This window comes from Acinetobacter sp. QJM3NY_42 (genome assembly GCF_056173745.1).
On the sequence record NZ_CM149689.1, the window covers coordinates 1,973,623 to 2,000,440 of the forward strand.

At 39.4% G+C, this 26,818-nt stretch carries 24 protein-coding genes; 11 read left to right on the plus strand and 13 right to left on the minus strand.

The annotated features are described in order from the left end of the window. The first annotated feature begins 109 nt into the window (after positions 1-109). Both AC0VYT_RS09315 and AC0VYT_RS09320 read left to right on the plus strand, forming a co-directional pair. A complete protein-coding gene (locus AC0VYT_RS09315; protein ID WP_005019438.1) occupies positions 110-721 on the plus strand; it encodes a septal ring lytic transglycosylase RlpA family protein in 612 nt (203 codons plus the stop codon). A gap of 271 nt (positions 722-992) precedes the next feature. Beyond that, positions 993-1,445, plus strand: coding sequence for an Mpo1 family 2-hydroxy fatty acid dioxygenase (locus tag AC0VYT_RS09320; protein ID WP_005019436.1), 453 nt, complete (start codon positions 993-995; stop codon positions 1,443-1,445). 158 nt (positions 1,446-1,603) lie between these two features. Here the strand turns inward: AC0VYT_RS09320 and tsf are convergent, their stop codons facing one another. Both tsf and rpsB read right to left on the minus strand, forming a co-directional pair. Beyond that, complete coding sequence (gene tsf, locus AC0VYT_RS09325; RefSeq protein ID WP_005019434.1) at positions 1,604-2,479, minus strand: translation elongation factor Ts; 876 nt, start codon at positions 2,477-2,479, stop codon at positions 1,604-1,606. A gap of 143 nt (positions 2,480-2,622) precedes the next feature. Then, on the minus strand, positions 2,623-3,369 hold the full coding sequence (rpsB, locus tag AC0VYT_RS09330) for a 30S ribosomal protein S2 (protein WP_005019432.1): 747 nt from the start codon (positions 3,367-3,369) through the stop codon (positions 2,623-2,625). A gap of 207 nt (positions 3,370-3,576) precedes the next feature. Here rpsB and map point away from each other — a divergent pair, with 207 nt between their 5' ends. The 4 genes from map (at position 3,577) to AC0VYT_RS09350 (ending at position 7,311) form a co-directional block, all read left to right on the plus strand. Continuing rightward, complete coding sequence (gene map / locus AC0VYT_RS09335) at positions 3,577-4,404, plus strand: type I methionyl aminopeptidase (protein ID WP_005019430.1); 828 nt, start codon at positions 3,577-3,579, stop codon at positions 4,402-4,404. Positions 4,405-4,684: 280 nt separating this feature from the next. Continuing rightward, the gene (locus AC0VYT_RS09340) at positions 4,685-5,782 is read left to right on the plus strand and encodes an OmpW/AlkL family protein (protein ID WP_005019428.1); all 1,098 of its coding nucleotides are present in this window, start codon (positions 4,685-4,687) and stop codon (positions 5,780-5,782) included. A 187-nt stretch (positions 5,783-5,969) separates the two neighbouring features. Continuing rightward, a complete protein-coding gene (locus tag AC0VYT_RS09345) occupies positions 5,970-7,184 on the plus strand; it encodes an MFS transporter (RefSeq protein ID WP_005019427.1) in 1,215 nt (404 codons plus the stop codon). Then, positions 7,177-7,311, plus strand: coding sequence for a hypothetical protein (locus tag AC0VYT_RS09350; protein ID WP_005019426.1), 135 nt, complete (start codon positions 7,177-7,179; stop codon positions 7,309-7,311). The genes AC0VYT_RS09345 and AC0VYT_RS09350 overlap by 8 nt, the downstream gene beginning before the upstream one ends. Positions 7,312-7,463: 152 nt before the next feature. On the opposite strand, the gene sthA is transcribed toward AC0VYT_RS09350, so the two are convergent. Continuing rightward, on the minus strand, positions 7,464-8,879 hold the full coding sequence (gene sthA, locus AC0VYT_RS09355; protein WP_005019425.1) for a Si-specific NAD(P)(+) transhydrogenase: 1,416 nt from the start codon (positions 8,877-8,879) through the stop codon (positions 7,464-7,466). Between the two features lie 205 nt (positions 8,880-9,084). Here sthA and lipA point away from each other — a divergent pair, with 205 nt between their 5' ends. Continuing rightward, positions 9,085-10,098, plus strand: a complete 1,014-nt coding sequence (lipA, locus tag AC0VYT_RS09360) for a lipoyl synthase (protein WP_005019423.1) — start codon at positions 9,085-9,087, stop codon at positions 10,096-10,098. A 66-nt stretch (positions 10,099-10,164) separates the two neighbouring features. On the opposite strand, the gene AC0VYT_RS09365 is transcribed toward lipA, so the two are convergent. Beyond that, on the minus strand, positions 10,165-10,329 hold the full coding sequence (locus AC0VYT_RS09365; protein ID WP_005019422.1) for a hypothetical protein: 165 nt from the start codon (positions 10,327-10,329) through the stop codon (positions 10,165-10,167). Between the two features lie 422 nt (positions 10,330-10,751). Between AC0VYT_RS09365 and AC0VYT_RS09370 the strand changes: the two genes are divergently transcribed. Beyond that, positions 10,752-13,244 carry an acyl-CoA dehydrogenase gene (locus tag AC0VYT_RS09370; protein WP_005019421.1) on the plus strand — a complete coding sequence of 831 codons (2,493 nt, stop codon included), beginning with the start codon at positions 10,752-10,754 and terminating at the stop codon, positions 13,242-13,244. Positions 13,245-13,290: 46 nt separating this feature from the next. Here the strand turns inward: AC0VYT_RS09370 and AC0VYT_RS09375 are convergent, their stop codons facing one another. After that, positions 13,291-13,548 (minus strand): hypothetical protein, encoded by a 258-nt coding sequence (locus AC0VYT_RS09375; RefSeq protein ID WP_005019420.1) that lies wholly within the window; start codon positions 13,546-13,548, stop codon positions 13,291-13,293. Between the two features lie 301 nt (positions 13,549-13,849). Here AC0VYT_RS09375 and AC0VYT_RS09380 point away from each other — a divergent pair, with 301 nt between their 5' ends. Beyond that, positions 13,850-15,061, plus strand: coding sequence for a YeeE/YedE family protein (locus AC0VYT_RS09380; RefSeq protein WP_005019419.1), 1,212 nt, complete (start codon positions 13,850-13,852; stop codon positions 15,059-15,061). Positions 15,062-15,094: 33 nt separating this feature from the next. Here the strand turns inward: AC0VYT_RS09380 and AC0VYT_RS09385 are convergent, their stop codons facing one another. Genes AC0VYT_RS09385 through AC0VYT_RS09395 form a run of 3 tightly spaced genes read right to left on the minus strand, consistent with a single transcriptional unit; the run spans position 15,095 to position 17,746 of the window. Continuing rightward, positions 15,095-15,625: a hypothetical protein gene (locus AC0VYT_RS09385; protein ID WP_005019418.1), complete on the minus strand. Its 531-nt coding sequence runs from the start codon at positions 15,623-15,625 to the stop codon at positions 15,095-15,097. Positions 15,626-15,679: 54 nt separating this feature from the next. After that, entirely contained in the window at positions 15,680-16,486 is an 807-nt protein-coding gene (locus tag AC0VYT_RS09390) for a TIGR03915 family putative DNA repair protein (RefSeq protein WP_005019416.1), read from the minus strand. Next, a complete protein-coding gene (locus AC0VYT_RS09395; RefSeq protein WP_005019414.1) occupies positions 16,487-17,746 on the minus strand; it encodes a putative DNA modification/repair radical SAM protein in 1,260 nt (419 codons plus the stop codon). It abuts the gene before it with no gap. A 313-nt stretch (positions 17,747-18,059) separates the two neighbouring features. On the opposite strand from AC0VYT_RS09395, the gene AC0VYT_RS09400 reads away from it, so the two are divergent. Further along, positions 18,060-19,121, plus strand: a complete 1,062-nt coding sequence (locus tag AC0VYT_RS09400) for an NAD(P)H-dependent flavin oxidoreductase (RefSeq protein WP_005019413.1) — start codon at positions 18,060-18,062, stop codon at positions 19,119-19,121. 56 nt (positions 19,122-19,177) lie between these two features. Here AC0VYT_RS09400 and dusB read toward each other — a convergent pair whose 3' ends face one another. Together dusB and AC0VYT_RS09410 are read right to left on the minus strand one after the other, a co-directional pair. Next, positions 19,178-20,152: a tRNA dihydrouridine synthase DusB gene (gene dusB / locus AC0VYT_RS09405; protein ID WP_050762827.1), complete on the minus strand. Its 975-nt coding sequence runs from the start codon at positions 20,150-20,152 to the stop codon at positions 19,178-19,180. A gap of 566 nt (positions 20,153-20,718) precedes the next feature. Beyond that, positions 20,719-20,901 (minus strand): hypothetical protein, encoded by a 183-nt coding sequence (locus AC0VYT_RS09410; RefSeq protein WP_005019410.1) that lies wholly within the window; start codon positions 20,899-20,901, stop codon positions 20,719-20,721. A 382-nt stretch (positions 20,902-21,283) separates the two neighbouring features. On the opposite strand from AC0VYT_RS09410, the gene AC0VYT_RS09415 reads away from it, so the two are divergent. Beyond that, the gene (locus AC0VYT_RS09415) at positions 21,284-22,858 is read left to right on the plus strand and encodes a sensor domain-containing diguanylate cyclase (protein WP_005019409.1); all 1,575 of its coding nucleotides are present in this window, start codon (positions 21,284-21,286) and stop codon (positions 22,856-22,858) included. Between the two features lie 145 nt (positions 22,859-23,003). On the opposite strand, the gene AC0VYT_RS09420 is transcribed toward AC0VYT_RS09415, so the two are convergent. The 3 genes from AC0VYT_RS09420 to AC0VYT_RS09430 all read right to left on the minus strand — a co-directional run bounded on the left by AC0VYT_RS09420 (position 23,004) and on the right by AC0VYT_RS09430 (position 26,587). Next, the gene (locus tag AC0VYT_RS09420; RefSeq protein WP_005019408.1) at positions 23,004-24,530 is read right to left on the minus strand and encodes a TerC family protein; all 1,527 of its coding nucleotides are present in this window, start codon (positions 24,528-24,530) and stop codon (positions 23,004-23,006) included. A gap of 344 nt (positions 24,531-24,874) precedes the next feature. Then, positions 24,875-25,057 (minus strand): hypothetical protein, encoded by a 183-nt coding sequence (locus AC0VYT_RS09425; protein ID WP_005019406.1) that lies wholly within the window; start codon positions 25,055-25,057, stop codon positions 24,875-24,877. 294 nt (positions 25,058-25,351) lie between these two features. Next, a complete protein-coding gene (locus AC0VYT_RS09430; protein WP_005019405.1) occupies positions 25,352-26,587 on the minus strand; it encodes an acetamidase/formamidase family protein in 1,236 nt (411 codons plus the stop codon). Positions 26,588-26,818: the final 231 nt, after the last annotated feature.

Below are 26,818 nucleotides of genomic sequence, written 5' to 3' on the forward strand. Positions count from 1 at the left end.
ATATTATCTCCCATCGTCAAATGCAGTAACACAAACGAACATTTGGATACATGTGCTGGTTTACTGGAGTTTTATCAGCAAAGCAGCACTGATCTTTAGGAGTTTATGAATGCCCACTTCGCTAAAATATATACTTGCGTTAACTATCGGTCTGACCGTAACGCAGTCTCAAGCAGAAATGGTACAGGCTTCGTCATTGAGCAATGATAATGACAATTTAAATCTTGCAGCCCGTGTTTTAAACCGTGATGCACAAGGCTTTAACTCTCACTTTTCAAACCTTAACAGTCTTTCAATCACTGAGCGTACCGGTGATAAAATTCGCCGCCAGACTATTGCAGCGAAAATTGAAATCCCTGAAGAAGAACCTTCAGTGATTGAAAAATTGAATACCGTAGCGTCTAACACTGTTCGTAAGTTCAGCCAGACCGGCGTAGCATCTTGGTATGGACGTCAATTCCATGGCCGCAAGACTGCAAGCGGTGAAACATTTGATATGAATGCCATGACAGCAGCTCATCGCAGCCTGCCACTAAACTGTTATATTCGCGTGACCAACCGCTCTAATGGTAAAAGTGTAATTGTTAAAGTTAATGATCGTGGACCTTTCCATGGTAACCGTGTACTTGACTTGTCGTATGGAGCTGCCAAAAGTATTGGTGTAACTAATGCCGGTACGGCGAAAGTAAGTATTGAACGTGTAGATGGTCCTAACTCTTAAATCTGTCTTACTGCATAAGAAGATTAAAAGCCACAATTAGTGGCTTTTGTTTTTATAGTTTCTTCTAAACTTTACTAACTTCCATTTCTCTGCTTAAAACTCCTTCCAATTTTTAAAATACCTGGTTAGCAATTTTTATGGGTCTGTATCAAAAATAGCTTTATTTATCTTTAAATACTCCCCTGTCAGAAAACTTTGACGCATTCTGTCTTTTTGATTTATATTCTGTTTATATTTTAAGACTAATAAAAATCATCACAAGGAGTGGATAATGAAGACAGTGGAAGAATGGTTTGAAGAATATTCTGAAAGCCATCAAAATAAAACCAATAAAGCGATTCACTGGATTTGTGTTCCAACTATCCTATTTTCAATTATCGGGATCATCGCACATTTCAGCACCCTGCTTGCGACTCTGCTCGTAGTTTTAACTATAATTTTCTATGCCCGTCTTGACTTGGTGCTAGCTGTAGCAATGGCAGCGTTAATTCTGGTTATGGGTTGGCTTATTTATATCTTGCCAGCAGGTATAGGCTTTTATATTGGAGTTTTTGTTCTGGCATGGATTGGCCAGTTTTATGGACATAAAGTTGAGGGTAAAAAGCCTTCTTTTTTAAAAGACCTCCAGTTTCTCCTGATTGGCCCCGTATGGTGCATGGATGCTTATTTAGGTAAATTCCTACCTAAGTGGAAAACACGGCATAGAACGCTTACTAGCGCTTAATAAGCCCTATCATCGTTTAAATTATTCGAAAACTGCATTCCAATTGGTTATTCCTCTACTTTAGCAAGCTAAACATAAAGCCACTCAAGAATATTGAGTTTTATAAATACAAAAAAGCCCTCAAACTGAGGGCTTTTTTACGACCTGCTGATTCAATATTATTGAGCAGCAGCCTGAGCAGCAGCAACTTCTTCAGCGAAGCTCATTTCTGCTTTTTTCTCGATACCTTCACCCACTTCGAAACGTACGAATTGAGCTACAGTTGTACCAGTCGCCTTAAGTACTTCAGCAACTTTCTTGTCGTTGTCAATTACGTACATTTGACGCTCAAGTACAACTTCATTCAGATATTTATCTACTGAACCAGATACCATTTTTTCAACGATATTGGCTGGTTTACCAGATTCAATTGCTTTTGCTTCAGCGATTTCTTTTTCTTTCGCTACAAGCTCAGCAGGAACCTGTTCAGCAGTTACAGCAACTGGATTGAATGCAGCAACGTGCATTGCAATACCTTTACCTGTATCAGCATCACCAGTGTAAGCTACAACAACACCAATTTTCAGACCGTGTTTATAAACTGCAAGGTTTTCACCTTCAACAATCGCAGCACGACGAACTTGGATGTTTTCACCAATTTTCTGAACAAGCGCAATACGTGCTTCTTCAACAGTAACACCATCTTCAAGCTTGAGTTCAGCAATTTTAGCAGCATCAGTTTCATTTGCAGCTAGCGCAGCAGCAGCAACTTTTGCAGAGAAGCCAGCAAAGTTTTCGTCTTTAGCAACAAAGTCAGTCTGACAGTTTACTTCTACAAGAATTGCCTTGTTGCCTTCCTGAACAATCGTAATCGCGCCATCAGCTGCAATATTACCCGCTTTTTTAGCTGCTTTTGCTTGACCAGATTTACGAAGGTTATCAATCGCAAGTTCGATATCACCATCAGCTTCTGTTAAAGCTTTCTTACATTCCATCATTGCAAGGCCAGTACGGTCGCGCAATTCTTTAACCATGCTTGCGGTAACAGCAGTCATGTTAATCTCCTAAATTCGGTGGTAGAAAACAAATTCTTTTAGAACAGAAACGGCCCAGAGGATTCTCATGGGCCGCCTGCATACTTAACGCTTACTTTGCCAACATCACATGTCGCAAAAATGACAAGCTAGCGTCAAACGCATTAAGCCTCAGAAGCTGGAGCTTCTTCTGCTTTAGCTTGTGCATTTGCTTGTGATTGAGCGTATTCTTTACCAGCAATAATCGCGTCAGCCATAGCAGAAGCATAAAGAGTTACTGCGCGGATCGCGTCATCATTACCCGGAATAACGTAGTCTACGTTGTCTGGATTAGAGTTTGTATCTACGATACCGATTACAGGAATACCCAGGTTCTTAGCTTCTTTAATAGCAATTGCTTCGTGATCAACATCGATTACGAATAATGCGTCAGGTAAGCCACCCATGTTTTTCACGCCGCCCAAAGAACGCTCAAGTTTTTCCATCTCACGTGCACGCTCAAGAGCTTCACGTTTAGTCAGCTTAGCAAAAGTACCGTCTTGAGACTGAGTTTGAAGATCTTTCAAACGGTTGATTGATTGACGAAGAGTTTTCCAGTTCGTCAACATACCACCTAACCAGCGATGATCTACATATGGTTGACCAGCGCGTTGAGCTTGTTCACGGATGATGTTAGAAGCAGCACGTTTAGTACCAACGAACAAAACTTTATTCTTTTTGCTTGCTAACTGGTTAGCAAAGTTCAAAGCATCATTTAGCGCAGGAACAGTATGCTCAAGGTTAATGATATGAATTTTGTTACGCGCGCCAAAGATATATTGACGCATTTTTGGGTTCCAGAAACGAGTTTGGTGACCAAAGTGCGCGCCAGCTGTAAGAAGGTCGCGCATGCTTACGTTGTAATCTGCCATTTTCTTTACCTTAAAGTTTGGGTTAGGCCTCCATATGTCCGCATTCTCCACCCCGCAGGGCACCCAGAGCAATGTGACGACATATGTGCGGATTTTTCCGTTTTTAAGCGGTTTTCATGTATCTAGAGATCACAAAAAACCATTTGATAAAACGGGCGGCTATTTATACCATAGACACTTACAAATTACCAAAAGTTTTTAGTGATCATGAACAGTACTTATTCAGCTCCTGCCCGTTTAATCAAAACCCCTGAAGAGATTGAAAAAATGCGTATTGCGGGGCGTTTGGCGGCAGAAGTACTTGATATGATTAAGCCCTATATTAAACCTGGAGTCAGCACACTAGAACTAGACACGATTTGTCATGATTATATAGTGAATGTGCAACAGGCCATTCCTGCCTGTTTAGGTTATGGGGCTGCGCCAGGGCGCGCAGCGTTTCAACATACAATCTGTACTTCAGTAAACCACGTAGTATGTCATGGGATTCCCTCAGAAGCTAAAATTCTCAAGAAGGGTGATATCCTCAATATCGATGTAACTGTTATTAAAGATGGTTATCATGGCGATACCAACATGATGTATATCGTAGGTGGCGAAACCTCTATTCTTGCAAATCGCTTGTGTAAAGTTGCTCAGGAAGCAATGTATCGTGGGATGGAAACAGTTAAGGCAGGGTCATATGTGGGTGATATTGGCTATGCAATTCAAAAATATGTAGAGTCCGAGCGCTTTAGTGTAGTACGGGAATATTGCGGTCATGGTATCGGCACAGTATTTCATGATGAGCCACAAATCCTGCATTATGGCCAGAAGAGTACTGGCATGCGTTTGGAAGCCGGTATGACTTTTACCATTGAACCCATGGTAAATGCCGGAGTATGGCAGACTAAACTACTAGGAGATAAATGGACAGTGGTTACTAAAGATCATAAACTTTCTGCTCAATATGAACATACAATTTTAGTAACTGAAACAGGCATTGAAGTTTTAACAGCACGCCCGGAAGAAGATCTTTCTCGCTTTCAACGTTAATTAAACTTTATTAAAAAGGCTACTTCTAGGTAGCCTTTTATTTTAACTTAATATTCCATAGTTTTTAAATATGAATAAAAATTGAATTTAGTGTTAATAAATATTACATAATTTTTAATTATTTCACTTTTCTATTAAATTTTAACTTAAAAACCACAATTCCCTACAAAAGCATGCATTAACCAAGCATTTAAAATACAGAGTAATTACTCTAATTTTCTGATACTGCACCTACCAACAAAAAAAATTAATGTCTTAAAGACATGGAGCTTGTCTAGATATGAAATATACTGCCCTAGCACTCACAACGAGTGTTCTGTTTGGTTTACCACAATTGTCTTTTGCTGAAAACAACTGGTTTGGTATGAAAGCAGATGGCTTTAAACGCTTCTCTGTTTCCGTCGGTGCTTTACATGTTATGCCTCAAGGTAAAGCACAACCCTTTAAAGTCAATACATCTGTAGCTGAAGGGGAAAGACGTGCTGTTGGTGATATTTCAATAGATTCTGTAACAAGAAATCTTGACCCAGCAATGGAACCAAATCTCACTACTGCATTTATTAAAATCTTGGATAGGCTAAACGTAGATAATTTGTCATCATCTTTGAGTGGAAGCGCAGAAATTTATGGACTTTCAGAATGGAATAATGCCAATACCGGTTTAGAAGCAGATGATGTTACTACTTTGGGAATTATGTCTAATTATTTCTTTACAGATAATGTTTCTTTAGAAATTAAAGCTGGCATACCACCCAAAGTTGACTTACAAGGGAAGGGAAAAATTTACGCGCCATTCTCAGCATTAGCAACTCCAAGCCTTGATTTGATTAAAGAAATTCCTGGTGGTATTGATTTTCCTGGTATTCAACTCAAAAATAATATTGAGATTACGGACTTAGGAGCTTATGGACCAGCTGCATCGGCACGGGCATGGACTCCAGCTTTTGAATTTCAGTATCATTTTGGCAAAACAGGTGTAAATAAGTTCCGTCCTTATGTAGGTGTAGGTCTTATGTATGCTTACTTTAATGAACTGGAAATTAATCCACGTACTGAACAGGACTTAATTGCTGCCGGACACATGATCGCAAATATTAAACAAGATAAAGCTGGAGCTGCATTAGATGGCACCCCTAGTAGTGCTAACCCAGAAGTAGAGGTAGAAGCCAGTGATGCTTTTGCCCCTGTCGCAACATTAGGCTTTACTTATGACTTTAATGATAAGTGGTTTGCAGTAGGTTCAGTTTCATATGCTCACTTAAAAAATGATACAACCATCACGGTGAGAGATGCTCAACTGGGTGAACTGATTAAATCTAAAGCCGATATTGAGGTAAATCCGATCTTGGCATATGCAGGTGTAGGCTACCGTTTCTAAATTAATTTATATCGATAAAAGCAGGAATTTTTCCTGCTTTTTATTTTGAGCGCCTGACTATTTCCTATAAAAATTTTATTTTTAAAATATTTATAACTTTAATTTATTCATACCAATTTTTTATTTTACTCTTTCTCTTGTCCGAATCGAATATTATAGTCTCGTGCGATCATTCCATGGACGTTATATGTTAACCACACAATTCTCCAAACCGCTTATATATATGCTCATTGCCAGTGCTTTCATTCTGGCTTTATCACTAGGGGTGCGGCATTCATTTGGTTTATATCTTGTACCAATGAGCCATGAGTTTGGATGGGGACATCATGTTTTTAGTCTAGCGATTGCCATGCAAAACTTGATCTGGGGAGCAGTTCAACCTTTTACAGGTGCCCTTGCAGATAAATATGGAAGTAAAATTGTTGTGGCCCTTGGAGGTGCATTATACACCGCTGGCCTAGTTCTTATGGCTTTCAGCTCAACAGGCTTACTTCTTAATTTAAGTGTAGGCTTGATTTTAGGTTTTGCCTTGTCAGCTACTTCGTTTTCTGTACTCCTTTCAGCCGTTGGTCGGGCCGCTCCTCCAGAAAAACGCAGTATGGCCATGGGAATTGCCAGTGCGGCGGGTTCATTTGGCCAATTCATTATGTTGCCTGCTACTTTGCTGCTGCTTAAAAGTATAGGCTGGTCTGCTGCACTTATGGTCTGTGCTGTTCTAGTGGCTTTCATTATTCCGCTGGCATGGATGCTTAAGGCTCCCCATTACCAGTCACCCAAAGTAATCAGTGAGGCTTTAAAGCCCGCTCTTACTTTTAAGCAGGTCTTACACATTGTTAGAAAACATCGACCCTTCTGGTGGCTGGCTCTTGGTTTTCTGGTCTGTGGTTTTCAGGTAGTCTTTCTGGGCGTACATCTGCCAGGTTATTTGATCGATCATGGCTTTGACGCCACGACCGGCACTATCTTTTTAGCCTTAGTTGGATTATTTAATATTATTGGAACCTACGGTGCCGGCTGGTTAGGTGATCGTTATTCTAAACCTAAGCTTTTAATGCTGCTATACGGTATTCGCGGTATTGCCATTATTGCATTTCTGGCTCTTCCCTTAACCACGATTAGTGTCTATATTTTTGGTATGGTAATGGGAATCTTGTGGTTATCTACAGTCCCACTGACTAATGGTATTGTTGCAAACATGTTCGGAGTAAAATACTTGAGCATGCTAAGTGGTATCGTGTTTTTCACCCATCAGATTGGTTCTTTTTTCGGTGGTTGGCTGGGTGGCGTCAATCATGATATTGCAGGCAATTACAATGCAGTATGGCTAACCGCAATTGTCTTAAGTGTGCTCGGAGTATTTGTACATTTTTTTGTTAATGAAGAGGCCGTAGTTCATGACTAAATCGTTTGACAGCCTGAATATTATGATTGCTATTAGTATTGTACTTCTATTTGTTCTGGCTTTTTATTTGTGGAGCAATACACCACAGCTTTTTGAATATTTTAATCAGGCTTTCTGTGCACATTGACTCACAGCAAGCATTTACTTAAAAGTTTTCAAGATTGAATGTTATTAAATCATCATAAACCTTTCATAGAACTGTCATTTAAAGATGGCCTAATCTATGAAAAAATCTATAAAAACGCCCATCAGTTGATGGGCGTTTTTATATACAACATTTTAGAATAAACGGTTAAGACCATTTAATGCAGCTACACGATAAGCTTCCGCCATAGTCGGGTAGTTAAACGTTGTTTCTATAAAATACTTTAAAGTGTTGTTTGGACTTTGCATGACTGCCTGACCAATGTGAATAATTTCAGAAGCATTATTACCGAAACAGTGGACTCCCAAAAGTTCCAGAGTGTCACGATGAAATAGAAGTTTTAGTTCACCGACAGTGTCACCAGTAATCTGTGCACGTGCCAGATGACGAAAAGAAGCCTGCCCTACTTCATAAGGAATTTTCTCTTCGGTGAGTTCCTGCTCGGTTTTGCCGAAGAAAGAAATTTCTGGAATGGTATAAATACCGGTTGGAATATCTTTTACCGGTTTTACATTGAGCTCGCCACTCATATTGGCACCAGCACAACGCCCTTGGTCGTATGCTGCTGAAGCCAGTGATGGCCAGCCTACCACATCGCCCGCAGCATAAATATTTTCAACTTCAGTCTGGTACTGATCATTGACCGCAAGCTGTCCGCGGCTATTTGGTGTAAGGCCAACATTTTCCAGACCAAGTCCATCTGTGTTACCGGAACGGCCATTACACCATAAAATAGCATCTGCCTTGATTTTCTTGCCACTCTGCAGGTGCAATACCACGTGATCATCATAAGTTTCCAGATAATCAATCTGTTCATTATGACGGATCAGTACGCCTTGTTCACGCAAATGGTAAGATAATGCATCGGCAATTTCATCATCCAGATAACTGAGCAGTTTATGCTGTGTATTGATCAGGTCAACTTTATGATCCAGTCCAATAAAAATAGAGGCATATTCACAACCAATTACACCAGCACCATAAATAATGATTTTTTGAATAGCAAAATCAAGATCCAGAATTTTATCTGAATCAAATACACGTGGATGATTAAAATCGAGTCCAGCCGGATGATACGGGCGGCTACCTGTTGCGATCACCAGTTGTTTGAATACCAGCGTTTCCTTAATACCATCATCGCTGAAGATTAAAACGGTATTTTTGTCCTGTATATAGGCACGCCCATGATAAATATCAATTTTATTACGGTCATAAAAGCGTGAATGGGTATCGACCTGTTGCTGAATCACTTTATGTGCATTGCGTAGCACTTGTTTCATGGTGAACTGTTTCCAGTCTCCCACTTTTTTAAACATCGGATCACGCTGATAACGGATAATACTCGATACAGTTTGACGTAAAGCTTTGCTTGGAATAGTACCGACATGCGTACAGTTACCACCGAGCTGCTCACGCATATCAACAATAGCTACACGCTTACCTGCTTTCGCCAGCTTCATTGCCGCGCCTTCACCCGCAGGTCCAGAACCGAGAACTACCGCATCATATTTAACGAAATTCCCACTAACGACCTCTTTCTTACGTGGCATTCAAAGCTCCTTACATGAAAACGTTATCTCTTATCTTGCCTATATTATGACGTAATCCTGATGAATTTGCTGTATTTCCCCCACCTATATTATGTGATGGCTACATTTTTTAAATGAATAGCGTTTTTTTCCTATTTAAAGTTAAGTCCGTTATAATAAGAAGCCTGTCAATCTGATCTCTCCTCAAACAGTGGAAAAGTTGAATATGTCTGAAAACCGTAAACCAGAACAGGGTATTAAACTTCGTGGCGCAGAAAAGGTCGCTAGAATACCTGTAAAAGTTGTACCTACGGTTGAAGTGCCTCGTAAACCGGACTGGATCCGGGTGAAGATGACTGCACCAGAAGAAGTTCAACGTATCAAAACAACTTTACGTTCACAAAAACTGCATACTGTATGTGAAGAGGCTGCCTGCCCGAACCTGCCAGAATGCTTTGGTGGCGGTACAGCAACCTTTATGATTATGGGTGACATCTGTACCCGACGCTGTCCATTTTGTGATGTTGCTCACGGCCGTCCAAATGCATTAGATGCAGATGAGCCACGCCATATGGCAGAAACAATTGCAAATTTGGGTCTAAAATATGCAGTTATCACTTCAGTTGACCGTGATGACTTACTTGACGGCGGCGCACAGCATTTTGTTGACTGTATTAAAGAAGCACGTCAGCTTAGTCCAAATACGTTACTTGAAATTCTGGTTCCAGATTTTCGTGGCCGTCTGGATATTGCACTACGTATTATGACTGAATGCCCGCCGGATGTGTTTAACCATAATATTGAAACTGTGCCACGTTTATATAAGGCAATGCGCCCGGGTTCAGATTATCAGCACTCTTTAAACCTGTTAAAAATGTTTAAAGAATACTGCCCTGATATTCCAACTAAATGTGGGCTAATGGTGGGTATTGGTGAAAAAGAAGAGGAAGTAATTGCTCTTCTAGATGACCTTCGTGCGCATGATGTAGATTATGTCACTATTGGTCAGTATCTACAGCCTTCCAAACAGCATGCACCGATTGACCGATTCGTCACGCCAGAAGAATTTGAGCGTTATGCTGAACATGGCCGTAAGCTTGGCTTTAGAAATATCTGGTCAGCACCTATGGTACGTTCAAGCTATTTTGCAGATCGTCAGTATTATGGTGAACCGGTTCCTGAAGTGCGTCGTAAAACAGATCCAGCAAAAAAAATTGCAGTTCAAACGATTGAAGCCTAATTGTTTTAAGCTCTAAAAAGGCCCTCTAGTGAGGGCCTTTTTACTAATTTTATAATCTGTTGGCTGTTAATCCGATTTCTTTTTGCCACCACCGTCCTGTTTATTTACAGTAGCCCAAGCAATCCGTTCTGCCTCATCCTCTGAATGCCCGCGCTCTTTTTCACTTTCTTCAATATGCTGAGCCTGCCGTTTCTGTTTTTCTGTATAAGCTGACTTATCTCCACGTGACATAATAGTTCTCCTATTTTTTGATCTATATTTATTTCTATAATATGTTCAAAAATTATTCATTACATAAAGTGTCAGTCTCTGTATGGCTCTAACATATTTTATGTAACCTCATTTCAAATATATCTTCAGGTTTTATAGGTACCAAACCATCAAATAAATACATTTCTATCAATTATATAGTCTTTTATTTAGAAGTATTTTTATACTTTTGGTGACAAAAATTTAACTATTTATGGTTGAGTTTATATGGCTTTAAAAGGATTAATACAGCAGGTTAAATATTTTAATCTAATTAAAAATAATTGCACTGACTCACTGAAAAAACCTCAAGTGATATAAACAGAAAAATGATGACTTCGTAACTGTTGATTCCTGCTGGTCGTTTTTACACATCAGATGTAATGATTTAGAGGAGTGATTTTATGTTATTTATTCTGAGTATTTTGCTACAGCTGTTTACCATATGGGCCATATTTTTTTATGGGTTATCCAGAGTTACGGGTGCCATAACGATGATCGGAGCTGTCATTATTACAGCTTTGATCAGTCCTTGGTCTTTAATTTTGGGGATACCGCTAATTCTACTTAGCCTAGTGTTACTTGTTGATTCATTACGTATGAACCTCATCACACGTCCGGCTTTTGACCGGTTAAGTAATGCAATGCCGAGTATTAGCACAACCGAACGCGAAGCATTAGAGGCCGGTACCAGCTGGTGGGAAAAAGAACTGTTTATGGGCGCGCCAGACTGGGATCAGTTTGACCGTTATCCTTATCCGCATCTATCTGAAGAAGAACAATCTTTCCTTGACCATGAAGTCGAACAACTTTGTGACATGCTAGATGAATGGCAAATTCATCATCATGATAAAGACCTGCCAGAACACGTTTGGCAGTTTATTAAAGAGAAAGGCTTTTTAGGTCTAATTATACCTAAAATTTATGGTGGTCTGGAATTTACGGCTTTTGCACAAAGCCGGATTATGAGCAAAATTGCTTCACGCTCCATGACGGCGGCAGTAAGCTGTATGGTACCTAACTCACTTGGGCCAGGTGAACTGTTAATGCACTACGGCACTGAAGAGCAGAAGGAACGTTATTTACCAGGGTTAGCTAATGGTACTGAAATTCCATGTTTTGGTCTGACCAGCCCGGAAGCAGGTTCTGATGCCGGTGCTATCCCTGATACCGGTGTAGTTTGCTATGACGAGTATGACGGTGAGCAGGTACTCGGCTTAAAAATGAATTTTTCCAAACGCTGGATTACTCTAGCACCCATTGCAACTGTGGTCGGTCTGGCTTTTAAGCTGTTTGATCCAGACGGATTGCTTGGTGATAAAAACAAAAATGAATATGGAATTACCTGTGCCCTGATTCCAGCCAGCCATCCCGGTATAGAAATTGGACCGCGCCATTATCCGGGCTCACCTTTTATGAATGGTACAGTCGATGGTAAGGATGTATTCATCCCAATTGACTGGATTATCGGCGGACCCAAAAATGCAGGTAAAGGCTGGCGCATGCTGATGGAATGCTTGGGAGTTGGCCGTGGTATTTCTCTGCCTGCCCTCTCTACCGCAGCAGGCGAAATGTGTTACCTGACTGTCGGTGCTTTTGCCCGTATTCGTCAGCAGTTTAAACTTTCAGTCGGGAAGTTTGAAGGTGTACAGGAAGCGACGAGTGATATTGCCAGTGATGCCTATATGCTGGAAGCTTTCCGTTATATGGTCACCTGTGGTTTGAACCAGGGTGGCACGCCAGCTGTCATGACGGCAATGGCAAAACATTATGCAACAGAAACCATGCGTAAAGTAGTCAATCATGGCATGGACGTAGTCGGTGGTCGTGCAATTCAACTTGGACCCCGCAACTTTTTGGCTCTACAGTATCAGGCAGTTCCTGTATCCATTACTGTAGAGGGGGCAAATATTCTAACCCGCTCCCTAATGATTTTTGGACAGGGCTCAATGCGTTGCCATCCTTATCTGTTTGAAGAATTACAGCTGTTGCAATCTCCAGATAAGACTGGTGCCTTAAACAAGTTTAATGAAATGCTTTATCATCACTTAGGCTATACCTTAAACCGGGGTGCACGGGCATTGGCCTACGCATTTACAGGGGGTTCTTCACGTGCAGCTTTTACAGCCGATGATTTTACTCTACCGTACTATAAGCTGGTTAACCGTTTTAGTGCCTGCTTTGCCTTAACTGCCGATATGTCTTTGGGTTTACTTGCTGGTGATATCAAACGCAAAGAAATGCTGTCTGGCCGTCTGGCTGATATCCACTCCTATCTATTCATTGCGACTTCTATTTTAAAATATTATGAACGTGGCAATAGGACTGAAGCTGAACAGGATCATGCACAACTGGCTCTGGAAAAAGCGTTTTATCAGATACAAGAGGCTTTTGATGGACTATTTGCCAATTTCCCAGTGCCTGCAGCAGCCGGGCTGGTTAAAATGGTCTGCTTTCCCTTTGGTCGTCCTGTAGCCAAACCAAATGATAAGCTCAAACAACAGGTGGCTCAGTGGATTATGATGGAAAATCCCTTCCGCGAACAACTAAAAGCTCATGTTTACTATAATGTCCGAGAAGATGATGTAAATGGCCGACTGGAATCTACCTTTAAAATGCTGCTACAGATTGAACCGCTTTGGGACAGATTTAAAAAAGCTGAATCCAAGGGACAGTTTGTCGGTTTAACTTTTGAAGAGCATGTAGAAGATGCGGTCAGCAAGGGCTTTATTACTGATGAAGAAGCTGAACAGCTTATCCGTTATAATGCCAAGCGTTTTGACAGTATGCTTACAGATAACTTTGATATGCAGTTAAAAGAAGCCTTTGCATTAACCAATCCACATCTGCCTGAACATCTTGAAGTCAAGCATGAAGGTGGCATGACATCGGTCTAAAAATCTTTGTTTTAAAAGGCAGGCTCTTCAGGAGCCTGTTTTAGTTTTAATGCCAATGGATATTGAAATAATAATAGCTCTCTTCGAGTCCAAACCTGACCTGATAACCTATTTCATGCAGCTCTGCTGAGAGGGCATGTATGTCTTCAAGTGCAATGTATTTAGGTAAAATCATGAATATAACAGTATTCCCCTGTCTGGCTGCCTGTTCAATCAGATCATTAAGCTTGTCTCGTACTACCGTTATAGTCAGACCCGCTTCTAAAGTCCATAGTTTTGCGTGCTCGGCTGGAATAATATCCATTTTCTTTTCCTTCATTATTTAATACATCTATAGTGCATTTTTTTATCTTTAATATATTTTATCTTTTCTGACATTGATCTGATACTTAAACTATGTGTATTGTTTATTTATTTCATCAGGTTTGCATACAGAGAGAAATAATTAAAATTTCTGTTTTTAGTTCAGACTTTTGTATCAGTTTAACTACTATAACTTATCACTTATTCTCAGTTATATATTATATATTTTATAGATTTACATAATAATTAAGGCATCAAAATAAGTTAAAATAGACTCATTCTCTTCGTATTATTTTTCTCCCATGAATCTTGTTGCTGAAAAATCCAATCGTTCTCAAGTTACGGTCTGGGTCGCTTTGCTGCTGCTGTTAATTGGCGCAATGAGTGCATACCAGATTGTTGGCTTGAATCAAGCCCTGCTGCTTCTCATTGGTGGAGCATTAGGGATGACACTCTACCATGCATCCTTTGGCTTCACTTCCAGCTGGCGCGTTTTTATCAAGGAGCGTCGAGGTCGTGGTTTGCGTGCGCAAATGATCATGCTGGCACTGGCTGTATTACTGTTTTTTCCTGCTTTAGGAGCTGGCCAGCTGTTTGGTCAGCCGGTAACCGGTTTTGTGTCTCCACTTTCCACTTCGGTTGTGATTGGTGCTTTTATTTTCGGCATAGGCATGCAACTAGGTGGTGGTTGCGCATCTGGAACGCTTTATACGGTCGGTGGCGGTAGTGCCCGCATGGTGGTTACCCTGATATTTTTCTGTCTGGGTTCCCTGTTGGCAACCTTGCATCTGGACTGGTGGTTTAACCTGCCGCACTTGGCGCCTGTCTCTGTTGTTAAAAGTTTGGGGGTAATACCTGCTTTACTTTTAAACTTTGCTCTCTTTGCAGTCATCGCGCTGGCAACTGTTTATTTTGAGAAAAAGCGCCATGGTGCATTAGAAATCGGCTCTACCTCATCCGAGCTTGGCTGGAAACGCTTTTTACGTGGTCCCTGGCCACTGGTTTGGGGCGGGATTTTATTGACCTTACTGAACTTTGCCACATTGGCCTTGGCTGGCAGGCCTTGGGGAGTAACCTCGGCTTTAGCTGTATGGGCTGCCAAAATAGCTAGTCTGGGTGGTATAGATGTCGCCTCATGGGCATATTGGCAACAACCTGCCAATGCTAAAGCCCTTACTGAACCACTCTGGTTTGATGTAACTTCCATGATGAACTTCGGTATCATGCTGGGTGCATTGCTGGCTGCGAGTCTGGCCGGTAAGTTTGCTCCTAACTTCAACATACCGCGTCGTTCACTGCTGGCTGCAGTTCTGGGCGGTATCTTACTGGGCTATGGTGCCCGCTTGGCATATGGCTGCAACATTGGTGCTTATTTCAGTGGGATTGCTTCAGGTAGTTTACATGGATGGTTATGGCTGGTCTTTGCCTTCTTAGGTAATACTATTGGTGTAAAACTACGTCCTGTCTTCTTTCCAGACGAAGCACCCCAACCAGAAAAATTGACCAGCTGCTAAATAAAAAACCCATCGATATGATGGGTTTTTTATTTACGGCTCGAGAGCACCTTTTAGGTTACAGCCATAATTCATGGTCTCTTGCACTTGTCGATAGCTGGTATAACGATTAATAATAAACTGATAGAAATTTTCGGGTTGAGCAAAAATTTCTTTCAGATTTTCATGAGCAGGTAGATGTTCAAGTTTAAGATGTTCAACCAGATTGAGATTCTGGTGTCCAATTTGAAACATCTTCACGAAATAGCTGTTCATCATGTTGCAGTAACCATTTTTTGCATTCTTCAACGCAAACCGGCTCACCAGATGCTCGTTTAATGTATGCAAATTATGAACATCCAGCTCAGCCTTGGGATCAGAAAACGCATCAGAATATTGAGATTTGAAAGTTAAGAATTGCTGCTGCAGTTCCTGGTTAAGATGATCTATTTGGGTTTGCAGTTCTACTGCACTATTTACCCGATAATCAGCTGGCGTACTATGGAAATCATCAGGCCGTTTTTCTGCGCATGCTCCCAGCAAAACAAGAGATAAAGAAATTAAAACAACATGGAAGAATTTCATCATTAACTCTAAGCTTAATACTGTGCGTTACTTTATTCGATTATGCAATTTTTCTCATCTCTTTTGCAAAAATGAGTCTTCGAACAATATTTTCTCATTCATATAACGCCAATAACGTTTAGGAACATACTGTATATGCAGTTTTATATTACGTCGAGCTTCAATATTAATAGCACAAAAATAGTCTTTCCAGAGCTGGTCATAAAGCAATTCATCATCATCCAGTTCCACTGTAAATTTCTGACTAAACCCAGTATGTGATGTCTGGTCCACTTGTTCTACCTGCATATGCACCTGATGGACCTGTTTTAAATCATAATAAATTCCATAATTCCTTTTCTCATCATAAATCAGCCAAGACTGGTCCTGATAACGGTCCTTAAAATGCCGTTCAATTAGAGGCAATACATTAAAGTCTGGCCGTACCAGCGCAATGAAAAGACCATTCTTGGCTTTTTTGAAGCGGACAAAAGCTTCCATGCGGTGCTTCTCACGCCCTACCTGCTTGGTCCATTGGGAAAGACCCAATACCGCAGCATGACCATAGTTGTAGTCTACGGGTAAAGCAGACTGAAATACATATATACAAAATTCAAAGAGCTGCTGAAATGCCTGTTCCTGTTCAGATAAAAAAGTGTAATAAAAATTTTTCAGGCTCGTATGTTCAACTTTAATTTTTAAAGCATTCCATACACGTTGTGCATGTTCATCATTTGCACTTACATGAATCACCTCATCAAACAGTCCCGACTGGAAGCGCCCTTGTATACTAATTTTTACTGCAAACTCTTTAAATTGAAAAGCCCGGAAAACACAGCTTAGCAGTCCGGTCATACTGCCATCAAAAACATACTGGGCCACTTAAAAGCCTAGTCCTAATTGTGGAGAGAGCTGTGCATTATATTTGGACTGGCCGGCCAGCAGAATCTGCTGCCTGATCTGGCTCGGCAACATTTCTTTGATAAATTTGGGTGTATCTGCACAGCGAATAAAGTGCTGGGCCCGATTATAAGCAATCCCCATGCGTTTAAGCTGATCAATATGAATACTGCCAAAGCGCCGTGCCTGAATGACCTTTCTTGCAGAACGTACGCCAATACCCGGCACGCGCAAGATCATTCTATATTCAGCCGTATTAATATCTACCGGAAACTGTTCCGGATGACGTAGTGCCCAAGCCAATTTTGGGTCTACATCCAGTTCAAGGTTCGGATGTTCGTCATCAACCAGTTCATGAGCATCGAACTCATAAAAGCGCATGAGCCAGTCAGTCTGGTATAACCGGTTTTCACGTAATAATGGTGGTGCTGATCCAATGGCAGGTAAAGCCTGATCTTCAGAGTTAATTGGAATATAACCAGAATAATAGACACGCTTCAGTTTAAACTCTTTATAATGGCGGTCTGCCATTAAAATCACGTCCTGATCAGTTTCATGATGCGCCCCGACAACCATTTGTGTGGTTTGACCTGCCGGAACAAATTTGGGTACTGTTTTAATAATTTTACGCTCATCCTTAAACTGGATAAGCCGGTCACGGACAATTCCCAGATCTTTCTGCACCTCACTGTGACTTTTCTCAGGTGCAAACTTTTGTAGTCCATCTGCTGTTGGCATTTCCAGATTAATACTCATCCGGTCAGCATATAGTCCAGCTTCTGTAATCAGTTCAGGTGAAGCTCCTGGAATAGTCTTTAAGTGTATATATCCATTAAAATTTTCTTCTAACCGAAGCTTTTTAACCACCTGCAACATACGTTCCATAGTATGGTCAGCCGATTTAAAAATCCCTGAACTTAGAAACAGGCCTTCAATATAGTTACGACGATAAAAATTAATAGTAAGATCTACGACTTCCTGCACAGTAAAGGCAGCACGTTTCACATCATTTGAACGCCTTGAAACACAGTAAGCACAGTCGTAAATACAGATATTTGAAAATAAGACTTTAAGCAGAGAGACACAACGACCGTCTTCAGTATAGCTATGACAGATCCCGGAACCGGTATTTCCGAGTCCTTTATCCTTATTTTTTCGATTACTGCCACTTGATGAGCAGGATACATCATATTTGGCGGCATCAGCCAGAATTTGCAGTTTCTCGCGAATACGTTCAGACATAGACCTGATCATCCATGTAGAGAGATAATCATTAATTATACTAGTCTGTTGCGTCTGCAAAGCCTGCATTTATTTCTTTGCGACAAGGCATGTCGTTAAATCAATTTAACTTAGGCTATTTCAGTTTGAATATAATCGATCTGGTAATGATAGAGAAACTCAAGTTTATGGCTTGCTCTGCCTTCATATAAAAAAGGCATCAGGAAATCAGCCATGCCTGAAATTACGCTATTTATTAACAAAATATTGGATATTGGTTGCATCTCTCGAGCGTTTGACGTAAATCTTAAAATAAAATTTAGGTAATAAGAATATGAATCTGATCGAAAGACTTGGCTTGAAACACTCTATTTTCTTGGCGCCTATGGCAGGTGTAAGTACACCCGAGCTGGCGGCTGAAGTCTCTAATGCCGGAGCTTTGGGCTCATTAGGCCTAGGAGCCAATACAGTTGCACAGGCACGTGAACAGATTTTAAAAACACAACAGCTAACCCGACAGCCCTTTCAGCTTAATTTTTTTTGTCATCGCTCTAAAATACTGGATCAGGATACTGCACAAGAATGGATTGAATATCTAGAACCGCACTTTAGAAAATTTGATGCCTCTGCACCTAACGAGTTAAAAAATATCTATCCAAGCTTTAAGGACTCAGATGATTATCTCAATCTTGTTTTAGAGACTTGCCCAGCAGCCGTCAGTTTTCATTTTGGTATTCCACACCCACATCAAATTGAAGCACTTAAAAAAGCAAAGATTTTAACCATGGTTTCTGCAACCAATCTGGCGGAAGCAAAAGCAATTGCAGAAGCAGGGATTGATGTCATTATTGCTCAAGGGGTAGAGGCCGGTGGACATCGTGGCTGTTTTAACCCGCATCGTGACAGCGCCATTAAAACGACTGATTTGGTACGCTTAATTTTACAATATCTTGATTTACCAGTCGTAGCAGCGGGCGGAATCATGAACGGCCGCCAGGCACAGCAATGTCTTGCACTTGGTGCTCAAGCTGTACAGTTAGGAACTGCCTTCGTGCAATGTCCAAGCTCAAATGCCAATGCAGCCTATCGCGAAGCTTTATTTAACCGGCCTCTTACTCAAATTACCTCAACTATTTCAGGACGCCCGGCACGCGGCCTGATTAATGCATGGCATACCGAAGTTGATCTGGTTCAGCGGCCAAGTCTACCCGCCTATCCATATGTTTATGATATTGCAAAACAGCTACATCAAATTGCATCCAAACAGGGCCACTATGAGTATGGGGCATTCTGGGCCGGCAGTAATGCTGCCCAGATTCGACAGCTAAATGCTGTTGACCTGATTAACCTGCTAAATCTTGAAATTAATCAGGCCACTCATTCAAATTCAGATTAACAGTTTTTAACCGGACGCTAGAGCAAGACAATATTCATGCCTAGCTTCTTTTTGGCTTAAGGATCAAGCAGGTTAACAGTTTCCTGCTGTACATCACTCATTAAACGTCCTTGGGCCAATAACTGGTTAAAATAAGCTTCTACTACTTTTGCCTGCTCTAACGTACTTTCTACTTGATACATTTTCTGACGAAACTCATTGCTGGCATATAAACCCTTGGTATACCAAGCTATATGTTTACGGGCGATACGGCAGCCAGAATACTCACCATAAAATTCATAGAGCTCATTTAAATGCCCAAGCAATACATGTTTTACCTCTTCAATATCAGGGGCTTTTAGGTATTCTCCAGTATTTAAATAATGGGCAATTTCCCGAAATATCCATGGACGCCCCTGTGCTGCACGCCCAATCATGATCGCATCGGCGCCTGTATGTTCCAATACAAATTTGGCTTTTTCAGGACTATCGATATCGCCATTAGCAATTACTGGGATATGAATAATTTTTTTAACTTCACGAATCAAATCATAACGTGCATGATTTAAATACATGTCTTCACGAGTCCGACCGTGTAAAGCCAGTGCCGCAATACCAGCCTCTTCTGCCCGCTTCGCCACACGCAGAATATTTTCTTGACCATTTAAATACCCCAAACGAGTTTTAAGGGTAACTGGCACATCAACTGCGGCAACTACGGTATCTAAAATACGCGCAACCAGTTCTTCATCCTGTAATAAAGCAGAGCCTGCAAGTTTATTACAAACTTTTTTTGCCGGACATCCCATATTAATATCAATAATCTGAGCACCATTAGCAATCTGATAACGTGCTGCTTCAGCCAGTTGTTCTGGATCAGATCCTGCTATCTGGGCAGAAATTGGAGCTAATTCACCATCAAAATTAGCCCGATATAAACTCTTTTTACTCATCCTCAGTGTCTTATCAGCTGTCATCATTTCGCTAACAGCATGGCCTGCACCAAAGTATTTACATAAGGTTCTAAATGGTCGATCTGTCACCCCTGCCATTGGCGCGACCCAAATTTTTTGTTCGATTGGCCGATCAAATAGCTCTCTGATTACGGTATTTTGACTCAAATTTCCAACCTCACTTTCAACTTATTTACTAAGCTATTCATCTTTAGATCTACTTTAAAACCTGATAACACTTAATTAATGGCCTGCTTAGCTCCCCCAACTTATACCTTGAACAAGCTAGGCTTAATAAAATTACAGTACAGGAGAGAAAAAGTAGTCAGAGATATTTTAAGCTAAAGCCCAAATTAGAACAGATCAAATAGCGGACCAACTAGTTTAATTATTTACAGAAAGAATATCCATTTTTTAATTTGTTGAGTTTTTAAAATTCAACTATCGCATTTATCTTGAAGAATATCGGTATATAATCAAAAGCTTAACTAATATCTTTTATAAAAGTCTACCTGAGCTAGAATATAGGTTAACTTAACTTGAGTTTCAGATAAATTAAATAAATTCAGTACATTAGAAATGATAAACCCTGCTCAATCACCTGTATTGGCAGGGCTACAGCTATAAATTGATCTATCTTAAAACGTCCCCTTCAGGATAGTCTTTTAGTTTCTTAGATCAGTTAATTCAAAATCTTTAATGATCATCATCTCAATACTTTCTATCAGGGCTTTTTCCCATTTACTCTCATTCCAAAATAGTAAGTTTCCATTCTCTTCTTTATAAAATACTTGTTCTTCATAATTTAGATGATGAATGACTTGGGTTCCATTTGGTATATTTTTCATATAGTTATCCTCATCTATTATTTATATTTAGCTTAGCATAAGTGGCTGTTTTGCTTTAACTTAAATAATAAAAATATGTATCAAAATACAAATTAAACTTCATCATAATGAATAAATTTTTATTGGAACTATTAAGTGATTAAAAACTATAGCCTTATTATAAATAGTTAAAAAAATTATTTATTATTTTTTAATATATTAAAAATATATAAAATGTCATAAGGTTGAGTTCTAAAATAGAATTTTTTTATTAATTTATCTAATTTTAATATCTTTTAACTTGGTTAACTAACCCATATCTAAAAATAAAAAGAACAAATATTAACCAAGAACATACAAAATAAGATAGAATATTTCACTGTTGATATAGATTTCATGCACCATGTCACATATTAGCTTTATTCATGCCCTTAACCTTAACTTAAGAAAACTAATCCTTATTCTTACCATATTTGCTGTTTCTTGTTTATTTATTATCTCCTTACTCATTGGTCACTATATTGCTAAAAAAGAATTAATAAATGATTCACTTGCCTTGAACTATGAATATGCTTTTAAGATCGCGAATAGTACTGACAACTATTTTAGAAATCTTTTATCTGAACTCAAGCATAGTACTTTAGCCGTTAGTTATTCTTTTGATAATAATAAATTACGGCAATATGAAGTCGATCGCCTGAAGAATCAAGCTCATTATTTTAATGCGGTAATCATTGGTGACCGTCGAGGAAATATTCTTAATTTTAGTCCGGCCAGTTTTGATAGCGGTCAACTGACAAATCAGGATCTTCTAAACTTCAAGCATCTAGCACAGAGTAAACAACCCTATATTTCTCAACCTTATTATTCTATCAGGCACAATTTAATTATTTTTATAGCTCAACCAATCTTCAACAAGCAAAATATTTATCAGGGCTATATGGGGGTTGTTATCAATTTAAATGAAAAAAATATTATCAGTGACCTTCTTGCCAGCGAATACGGTTATAAAAAAAATTATATGTATGTGATCGATCAAAGCAGACAGATTATCTTTCATCCCGATTCCGCGAGAATAGGTAGCATTATGACTAACAATACTGCCCTCTCTTATATGAACCAAATCAATAGAGGGCGAGTAGAGCTCATTAACAGTCGAGGAATAGAAAATTTAGCAGGTTTCGCTCGTATTTCTACTACCAACTGGATTGTGGTTTCTCAACAGCCAACCAGAGAGTTACTTAAACAGGCAAATTCAGTAATTTATAAAGTATCAGTTGTTATCCTATTATTTTATCTATTGATCTTTTTGGTGATCTGGAAACTTTCACTATTCATTTCTTCCCCCTTGAATCACTTGGCTAAAATGGCGAGTCGTCTTAACCAGCCAGAAATAGAACAGAAAATTCAAGCGATTAGCCCTTGGTATTATGAAGTACAGAAATTCAAACTATCTTTACTTTTAAGTGCACAAAATTTTAGTAAGAAAATTTCAGAAATGAATCATCATGTTAATTCTGATCCTCTCACTGGCTTGTACAATCGCAGGGGTATCGATATCTTTATTAAAGAAATGGTAGATAACCATACACCTTTTTCTATTCTCCTGATTGATGTCGACTATTTTAAAAAAATTAATGATACTTATGGCCATATTCAAGGTGATATAGTTTTAAAACAAATTGCCGGTCATTTAAGAACCAATTTTCGTAAAGATGATATTTGCTGTCGTTGTGGAGGAGAAGAGTTTGCTGTACTCATGCCTACTATTGATAAAAAAGCAGTCTATAACAGTGCTGAACGTTTAAGAAAAAAAATAGAATCGAATATTACCAACCTGTCTGGCCCGGTAACTATTTCTATTGGTATCGCATACTGGCCAGAGAGCTCCAAAAGCACTGAAGAAGTTTTCAAAATTGCTGATCACTATCTTTATCAAGCTAAACGTGAAGGTCGTAACTGTGTTCGTGGTCCATAAAGTATAGTTTATATAAACCGGCATATAACGGGCTATTCTAGTTATTTAAACGATGCTTGCTCTTCTCTGTTTAAATTTAGGCTTGCATATGAATACATTAAAATAAAAAAGAGCTTCTTAAAGAAGCTCTTTTTAAAAGACCAGATTATGATTGATGTGTAATCTGAACAGTCTTGATTCGGTTACCTTCCAGTTCTGTCACTTCAAAATGTACACCCCGGAAATCTAGTTGAGTACCGATTGTGATCTTATCCTGAATTTTATCTAAAATCAGACCAGCTACACTCACATAGTCTGCATCATCTTCTACCAGGTCTAGCATGCCAAGCTCCAGTTCTAGTTGATACAAATCCAGACTTCCAGCAGCTTTCCAAGTGCTTTCATCAATCTTTACCAGGTCAAGCTGTTCATCGGCATCTGGAAACTCACCTGCAATTGCCTCAAATACATCTAGTGGTGAAATAAGTCCCTGGATATTACCAAACTCATCATTGACCAATACTAGCGAGCCTTTGGAAGTACGCAAAGTATTAATCGCATCAATCACTTTCATTTTTTCAAAAATGTAGATTGGACGTTGCTGTTTTAACAGGGCTTTTAGCTGGACTTCATCTTCAAGTACATCTAGCAGTTCCTTGGCACGTATCACGCTGATTACTTTATCAAGGCTACCACGGCATACAGGAAACAGGCTATGAGGAACAGATAATACCTGTTCACGAATCTGTTCAGGTGAATCCTCAAGGTTTACCCAGGAAATCTGGTTACGGGGAGTCATAATTGAGGCTACTGAGCGTTCGGCAAGTGTCAGTACTCCACCAATCATATAGCGCTCTTCATCTACAAATGCATCTTGCGCTTCTGTAGATTGTGCATCAGCCACAGTTTCTACACGTCCACCCATCAGTTTTAAAATCGAGTTCGCTGTACGATGACGCAGAGGAATTTTTGCCTCATGCTTTGCTGCATTTCGCGAAGTAAACTGATTAAATATCTCAATAAGAATTGCAACACCTATACCTGAATAAATATAGCCTTTAGGAATATGGAAACCAAATCCTTCAGCAATCAGGCTAATACCAATCAAGAGCAGGAAGCTTAAACACAGGATAATAACGGTCGGATGACGGTTTACAAATTCAGTTAATGGTTTGGAAGCCAGCAACATTACTGCCATAGCGACAATCATGGCGGCCATCATGACATAAATATTGTCAACCATTCCAATTGCAGTAATCACCGAATCTAAAGAGAATACAGCGTCGAGTATAACAATCTGGGCTACAACCGCAGTAAAACTTGCATAAGCTACATTTGTAGTAACTTTAACTTCAGTTTTACCTTCCATCCGTTCATGTAATTCACTGACTGCTTTATAAAGCAGGAACAGACCACCGAATAAAAGAATCAGATCCCGACCGGAGAAAGTCCAGTCAAAGACAGTAATAAGCGGTTGAGTCAAAGTGACTAACCAAGAGATAGCAAATAATAAGCCCAAACGCATTACTAGGGCTAAAGAAAGACCTATTACACGGGCTTTGTCCCGTTTTTCAGGAGGGAGCTTGTCAGCCAAAATGGCAATAAAAACCAGGTTATCAATACCTAGAACAATTTCTAAAACAATCAGGGTAAGTAAACCCACCCATATGCCCGGATCTAATAAAAATTCCATTAGTTTAGACCTCCGGATAAATGAGGCTGATTAAAAATAATTTTTGATCGACACGGCGATGGATCCATATAAGTGAACCTTTTCAACTAAAGATAAAATTATTATGCACACTTTTAGTAAATTGTAATTACTTTTTTATAATGAGATGAAAGGTTTTATGTATAACTGCTATAGCCTTTATGAATTATTAGATTCATTTATAATTAAACAGAGAGTAATTTTTTATTATTTAGAAAATATAAATATTATATAATTTGAACAGGTTTAATATAGTTATAATAAAACTGTTTTTGAAAGCAGGGCTTTAAAGTTCACAGCTTGTATCTTATAAAGCCCTGTATTGTCTAATCTGAAGAGGCGGATGATTTGTGCTCTTGTTCATATTGATAGTCTAAAGCAGCTTTTTGGGCTTCGGCTGCAGCAATGGCTTCTGGTGCAGGTCGATCCGCGGTAGAAGCAGCAATAACAGAAGACGTAAATGACGTACCAGTTAAAGAAAGTATAAGAACTGCGTAAATATTCTTCATTTTGATTCCTCTACTTTTTAAATCGCTTTATAAGTCATTTAATACCCCCTATTAAGCTGGGTCTGTAAGAGGATGGTCGAGAAATGTAAGGGCTTAGCCCCTATAATTACTTAGGCAACCTGAATAATCATTTGATTAAATAAAAGTGACACTTAAAGACTGAATGTATATTTTTATCATAAAAAATGTAGAGTCATAACATATTATTAGGCTAGTTAGTTCAGTTTAAGTATCCCTATATTTCTTTAAGAGCAAGAGAAAATATCCTCATCGATATTTTCTCTCTTCTCCCATTTATCTGCTTTTTTCTGGCTGATTAAATTCTTTGAAATCAGCTTTTCGAATCATAGCGTGAATTCCTTTAGTCCGGTCTACTACTTGTGAAACTTCAAAATCAGTAGCAGCACTTAAATAAGCATAAGCAAGTGCTTCATCAATACCATATTCCTGATTTAAGAACCGGATAGCTTCACGGGTGGATTTTTTCATGGCTATATCAAGGTCTTCATCTAATCCTGGTGTAATCCAGAATTGATCATTTTCAGCCAGTACATGTTTAATCTCCTTACCAGGAATTTTGTCCTTTCCAGCTTTTAGCAGTGTAAATTTCAATGTAGCGCGTGCTGAACCTTCAAGTGCCGTTAAAGCGACTTCACCATCGCCCTGAACGAAATGGCTATCACCAGTATAGAAAAGTGCGCCAGGAACCTGGACCGGATAATAAACAGTTGAGCCTTTACCTAACTCGTTAATATCAATATTTCCGCCAAAGAAAGCAGGTGGAATTGAATTTACTGGTTCACTGGTATTAGCAGCCACACCCATAATTCCCATAAATGGTGCAAGAGGGAAACGAATCGACTTGCCCTGTTGTGTTTTTAGTACACCTTCATATTCTCCCTGAGCATTTTTCTCAATAGGTGTAAAAACTGATACATTGCCATAACGTTCCGGGTGTAAGTGGGAAGCACCTTCCTGTACTGTTTTTTTAGGGTATTCTCCTACTAGAGTGCCTTTACCATGACGGTTAGAAATTACCCCATACGGAACTCGTGGTTCAACATTGAGTACTTCTACCTTTAATATATCACCCGGCATTGCCCCCTGTATTTCAATAGGCCCCGTCACAATATGTGGTCCATCTTTACTAAAATCATGTTTTAAAGCAGACTGCGTAATCATCTTTGCTTCATCTAGAATATATTCTGGCTTTACACCCTGGGAACGAAAATATTTTTCTGCATTACGCCCCTGATCTTCGAGCAGGCCTTCATGGGAAACAGTATCAAAAATAACAGTACTATCGGTAGGCACACTTAGAACTGGTCGAGAATCTTTATTAGGCAGATAACCCCATTGAATAGTTTTTAAAGTACTGGGTATATAATATTGATCTTTATACTTTCCCTGCGTTAAAAGTCCCGGCTGATTACTTATCTGTTTAAGAACTTTAAACTCTTCTGCAAAAGTTGAAGTAGAGCCTAGTAAAGCTGACAATATAGCCAGTGATAAAGTAAGCGGTTTATACATCCTATTTCCCTAAATTTAAAAAGTTGAATATTCATCTTTTTAAAAGCAAGGGTCATGCCAACTAGAATTATTAAATCTTATTCATCAATTCTCTGTCGCTTAATAATATGTACAGGGATATAGAATTATTTTTTAAACGGGCTTCTCTAATATACATATATATTCGTACATTTTATTAGCGACATAGTATACTTCATTCGCCTTAGGTGCTTATCCCTGTACTCATCTGTC

What these genes read in the sequence shown, in the direction of transcription:
- rpsB (WP_005019432.1), bottom strand. Translation starts at nt 3,369, where the DNA reads ATGGCAGATTACAACGTAAGCATGCGCGACCTTCTTACAGCTGGCGCG.
- AC0VYT_RS09385 (WP_005019418.1), bottom strand. Translation starts at nt 15,625, where the DNA reads ATGAAATTCTTCCATGTTGTTTTAATTTCTTTATCTCTTGTTTTGCTG.
- tsf (WP_005019434.1), bottom strand. Translation starts at nt 2,479, where the DNA reads ATGACTGCTGTTACCGCAAGCATGGTTAAAGAATTGCGCGACCGTACT.
- AC0VYT_RS09410 (WP_005019410.1), bottom strand. Translation starts at nt 20,901, where the DNA reads ATGAAAAATATACCAAATGGAACCCAAGTCATTCATCATCTAAATTAT.
- AC0VYT_RS09420 (WP_005019408.1), bottom strand. Translation starts at nt 24,530, where the DNA reads ATGGAATTTTTATTAGATCCGGGCATATGGGTGGGTTTACTTACCCTG.
- AC0VYT_RS09365 (WP_005019422.1), bottom strand. Translation starts at nt 10,329, where the DNA reads ATGTCACGTGGAGATAAGTCAGCTTATACAGAAAAACAGAAACGGCAG.
- lipA (WP_005019423.1), top strand. Translation starts at nt 9,085, where the DNA reads ATGTCTGAAAACCGTAAACCAGAACAGGGTATTAAACTTCGTGGCGCA.
- AC0VYT_RS09380 (WP_005019419.1), top strand. Translation starts at nt 13,850, where the DNA reads ATGAATCTTGTTGCTGAAAAATCCAATCGTTCTCAAGTTACGGTCTGG.
- sthA (WP_005019425.1), bottom strand. Translation starts at nt 8,879, where the DNA reads ATGCCACGTAAGAAAGAGGTCGTTAGTGGGAATTTCGTTAAATATGAT.
- AC0VYT_RS09395 (WP_005019414.1), bottom strand. Translation starts at nt 17,746, where the DNA reads ATGTCTGAACGTATTCGCGAGAAACTGCAAATTCTGGCTGATGCCGCC.
- AC0VYT_RS09370 (WP_005019421.1), top strand. Translation starts at nt 10,752, where the DNA reads ATGTTATTTATTCTGAGTATTTTGCTACAGCTGTTTACCATATGGGCC.
- AC0VYT_RS09340 (WP_005019428.1), top strand. Translation starts at nt 4,685, where the DNA reads ATGAAATATACTGCCCTAGCACTCACAACGAGTGTTCTGTTTGGTTTA.
- AC0VYT_RS09375 (WP_005019420.1), bottom strand. Translation starts at nt 13,548, where the DNA reads ATGGATATTATTCCAGCCGAGCACGCAAAACTATGGACTTTAGAAGCG.
- AC0VYT_RS09350 (WP_005019426.1), top strand. Translation starts at nt 7,177, where the DNA reads ATGACTAAATCGTTTGACAGCCTGAATATTATGATTGCTATTAGTATT.
- AC0VYT_RS09315 (WP_005019438.1), top strand. Translation starts at nt 110, where the DNA reads ATGCCCACTTCGCTAAAATATATACTTGCGTTAACTATCGGTCTGACC.
- AC0VYT_RS09430 (WP_005019405.1), bottom strand. Translation starts at nt 26,587, where the DNA reads ATGTATAAACCGCTTACTTTATCACTGGCTATATTGTCAGCTTTACTA.
- AC0VYT_RS09415 (WP_005019409.1), top strand. Translation starts at nt 21,284, where the DNA reads ATGTCACATATTAGCTTTATTCATGCCCTTAACCTTAACTTAAGAAAA.
- AC0VYT_RS09320 (WP_005019436.1), top strand. Translation starts at nt 993, where the DNA reads ATGAAGACAGTGGAAGAATGGTTTGAAGAATATTCTGAAAGCCATCAA.
- dusB (WP_050762827.1), bottom strand. Translation starts at nt 20,152, where the DNA reads ATGGCAGGGGTGACAGATCGACCATTTAGAACCTTATGTAAATACTTT.
- AC0VYT_RS09425 (WP_005019406.1), bottom strand. Translation starts at nt 25,057, where the DNA reads ATGAAGAATATTTACGCAGTTCTTATACTTTCTTTAACTGGTACGTCA.
- map (WP_005019430.1), top strand. Translation starts at nt 3,577, where the DNA reads ATGAACAGTACTTATTCAGCTCCTGCCCGTTTAATCAAAACCCCTGAA.
- AC0VYT_RS09345 (WP_005019427.1), top strand. Translation starts at nt 5,970, where the DNA reads ATGTTAACCACACAATTCTCCAAACCGCTTATATATATGCTCATTGCC.
- AC0VYT_RS09400 (WP_005019413.1), top strand. Translation starts at nt 18,060, where the DNA reads ATGAATCTGATCGAAAGACTTGGCTTGAAACACTCTATTTTCTTGGCG.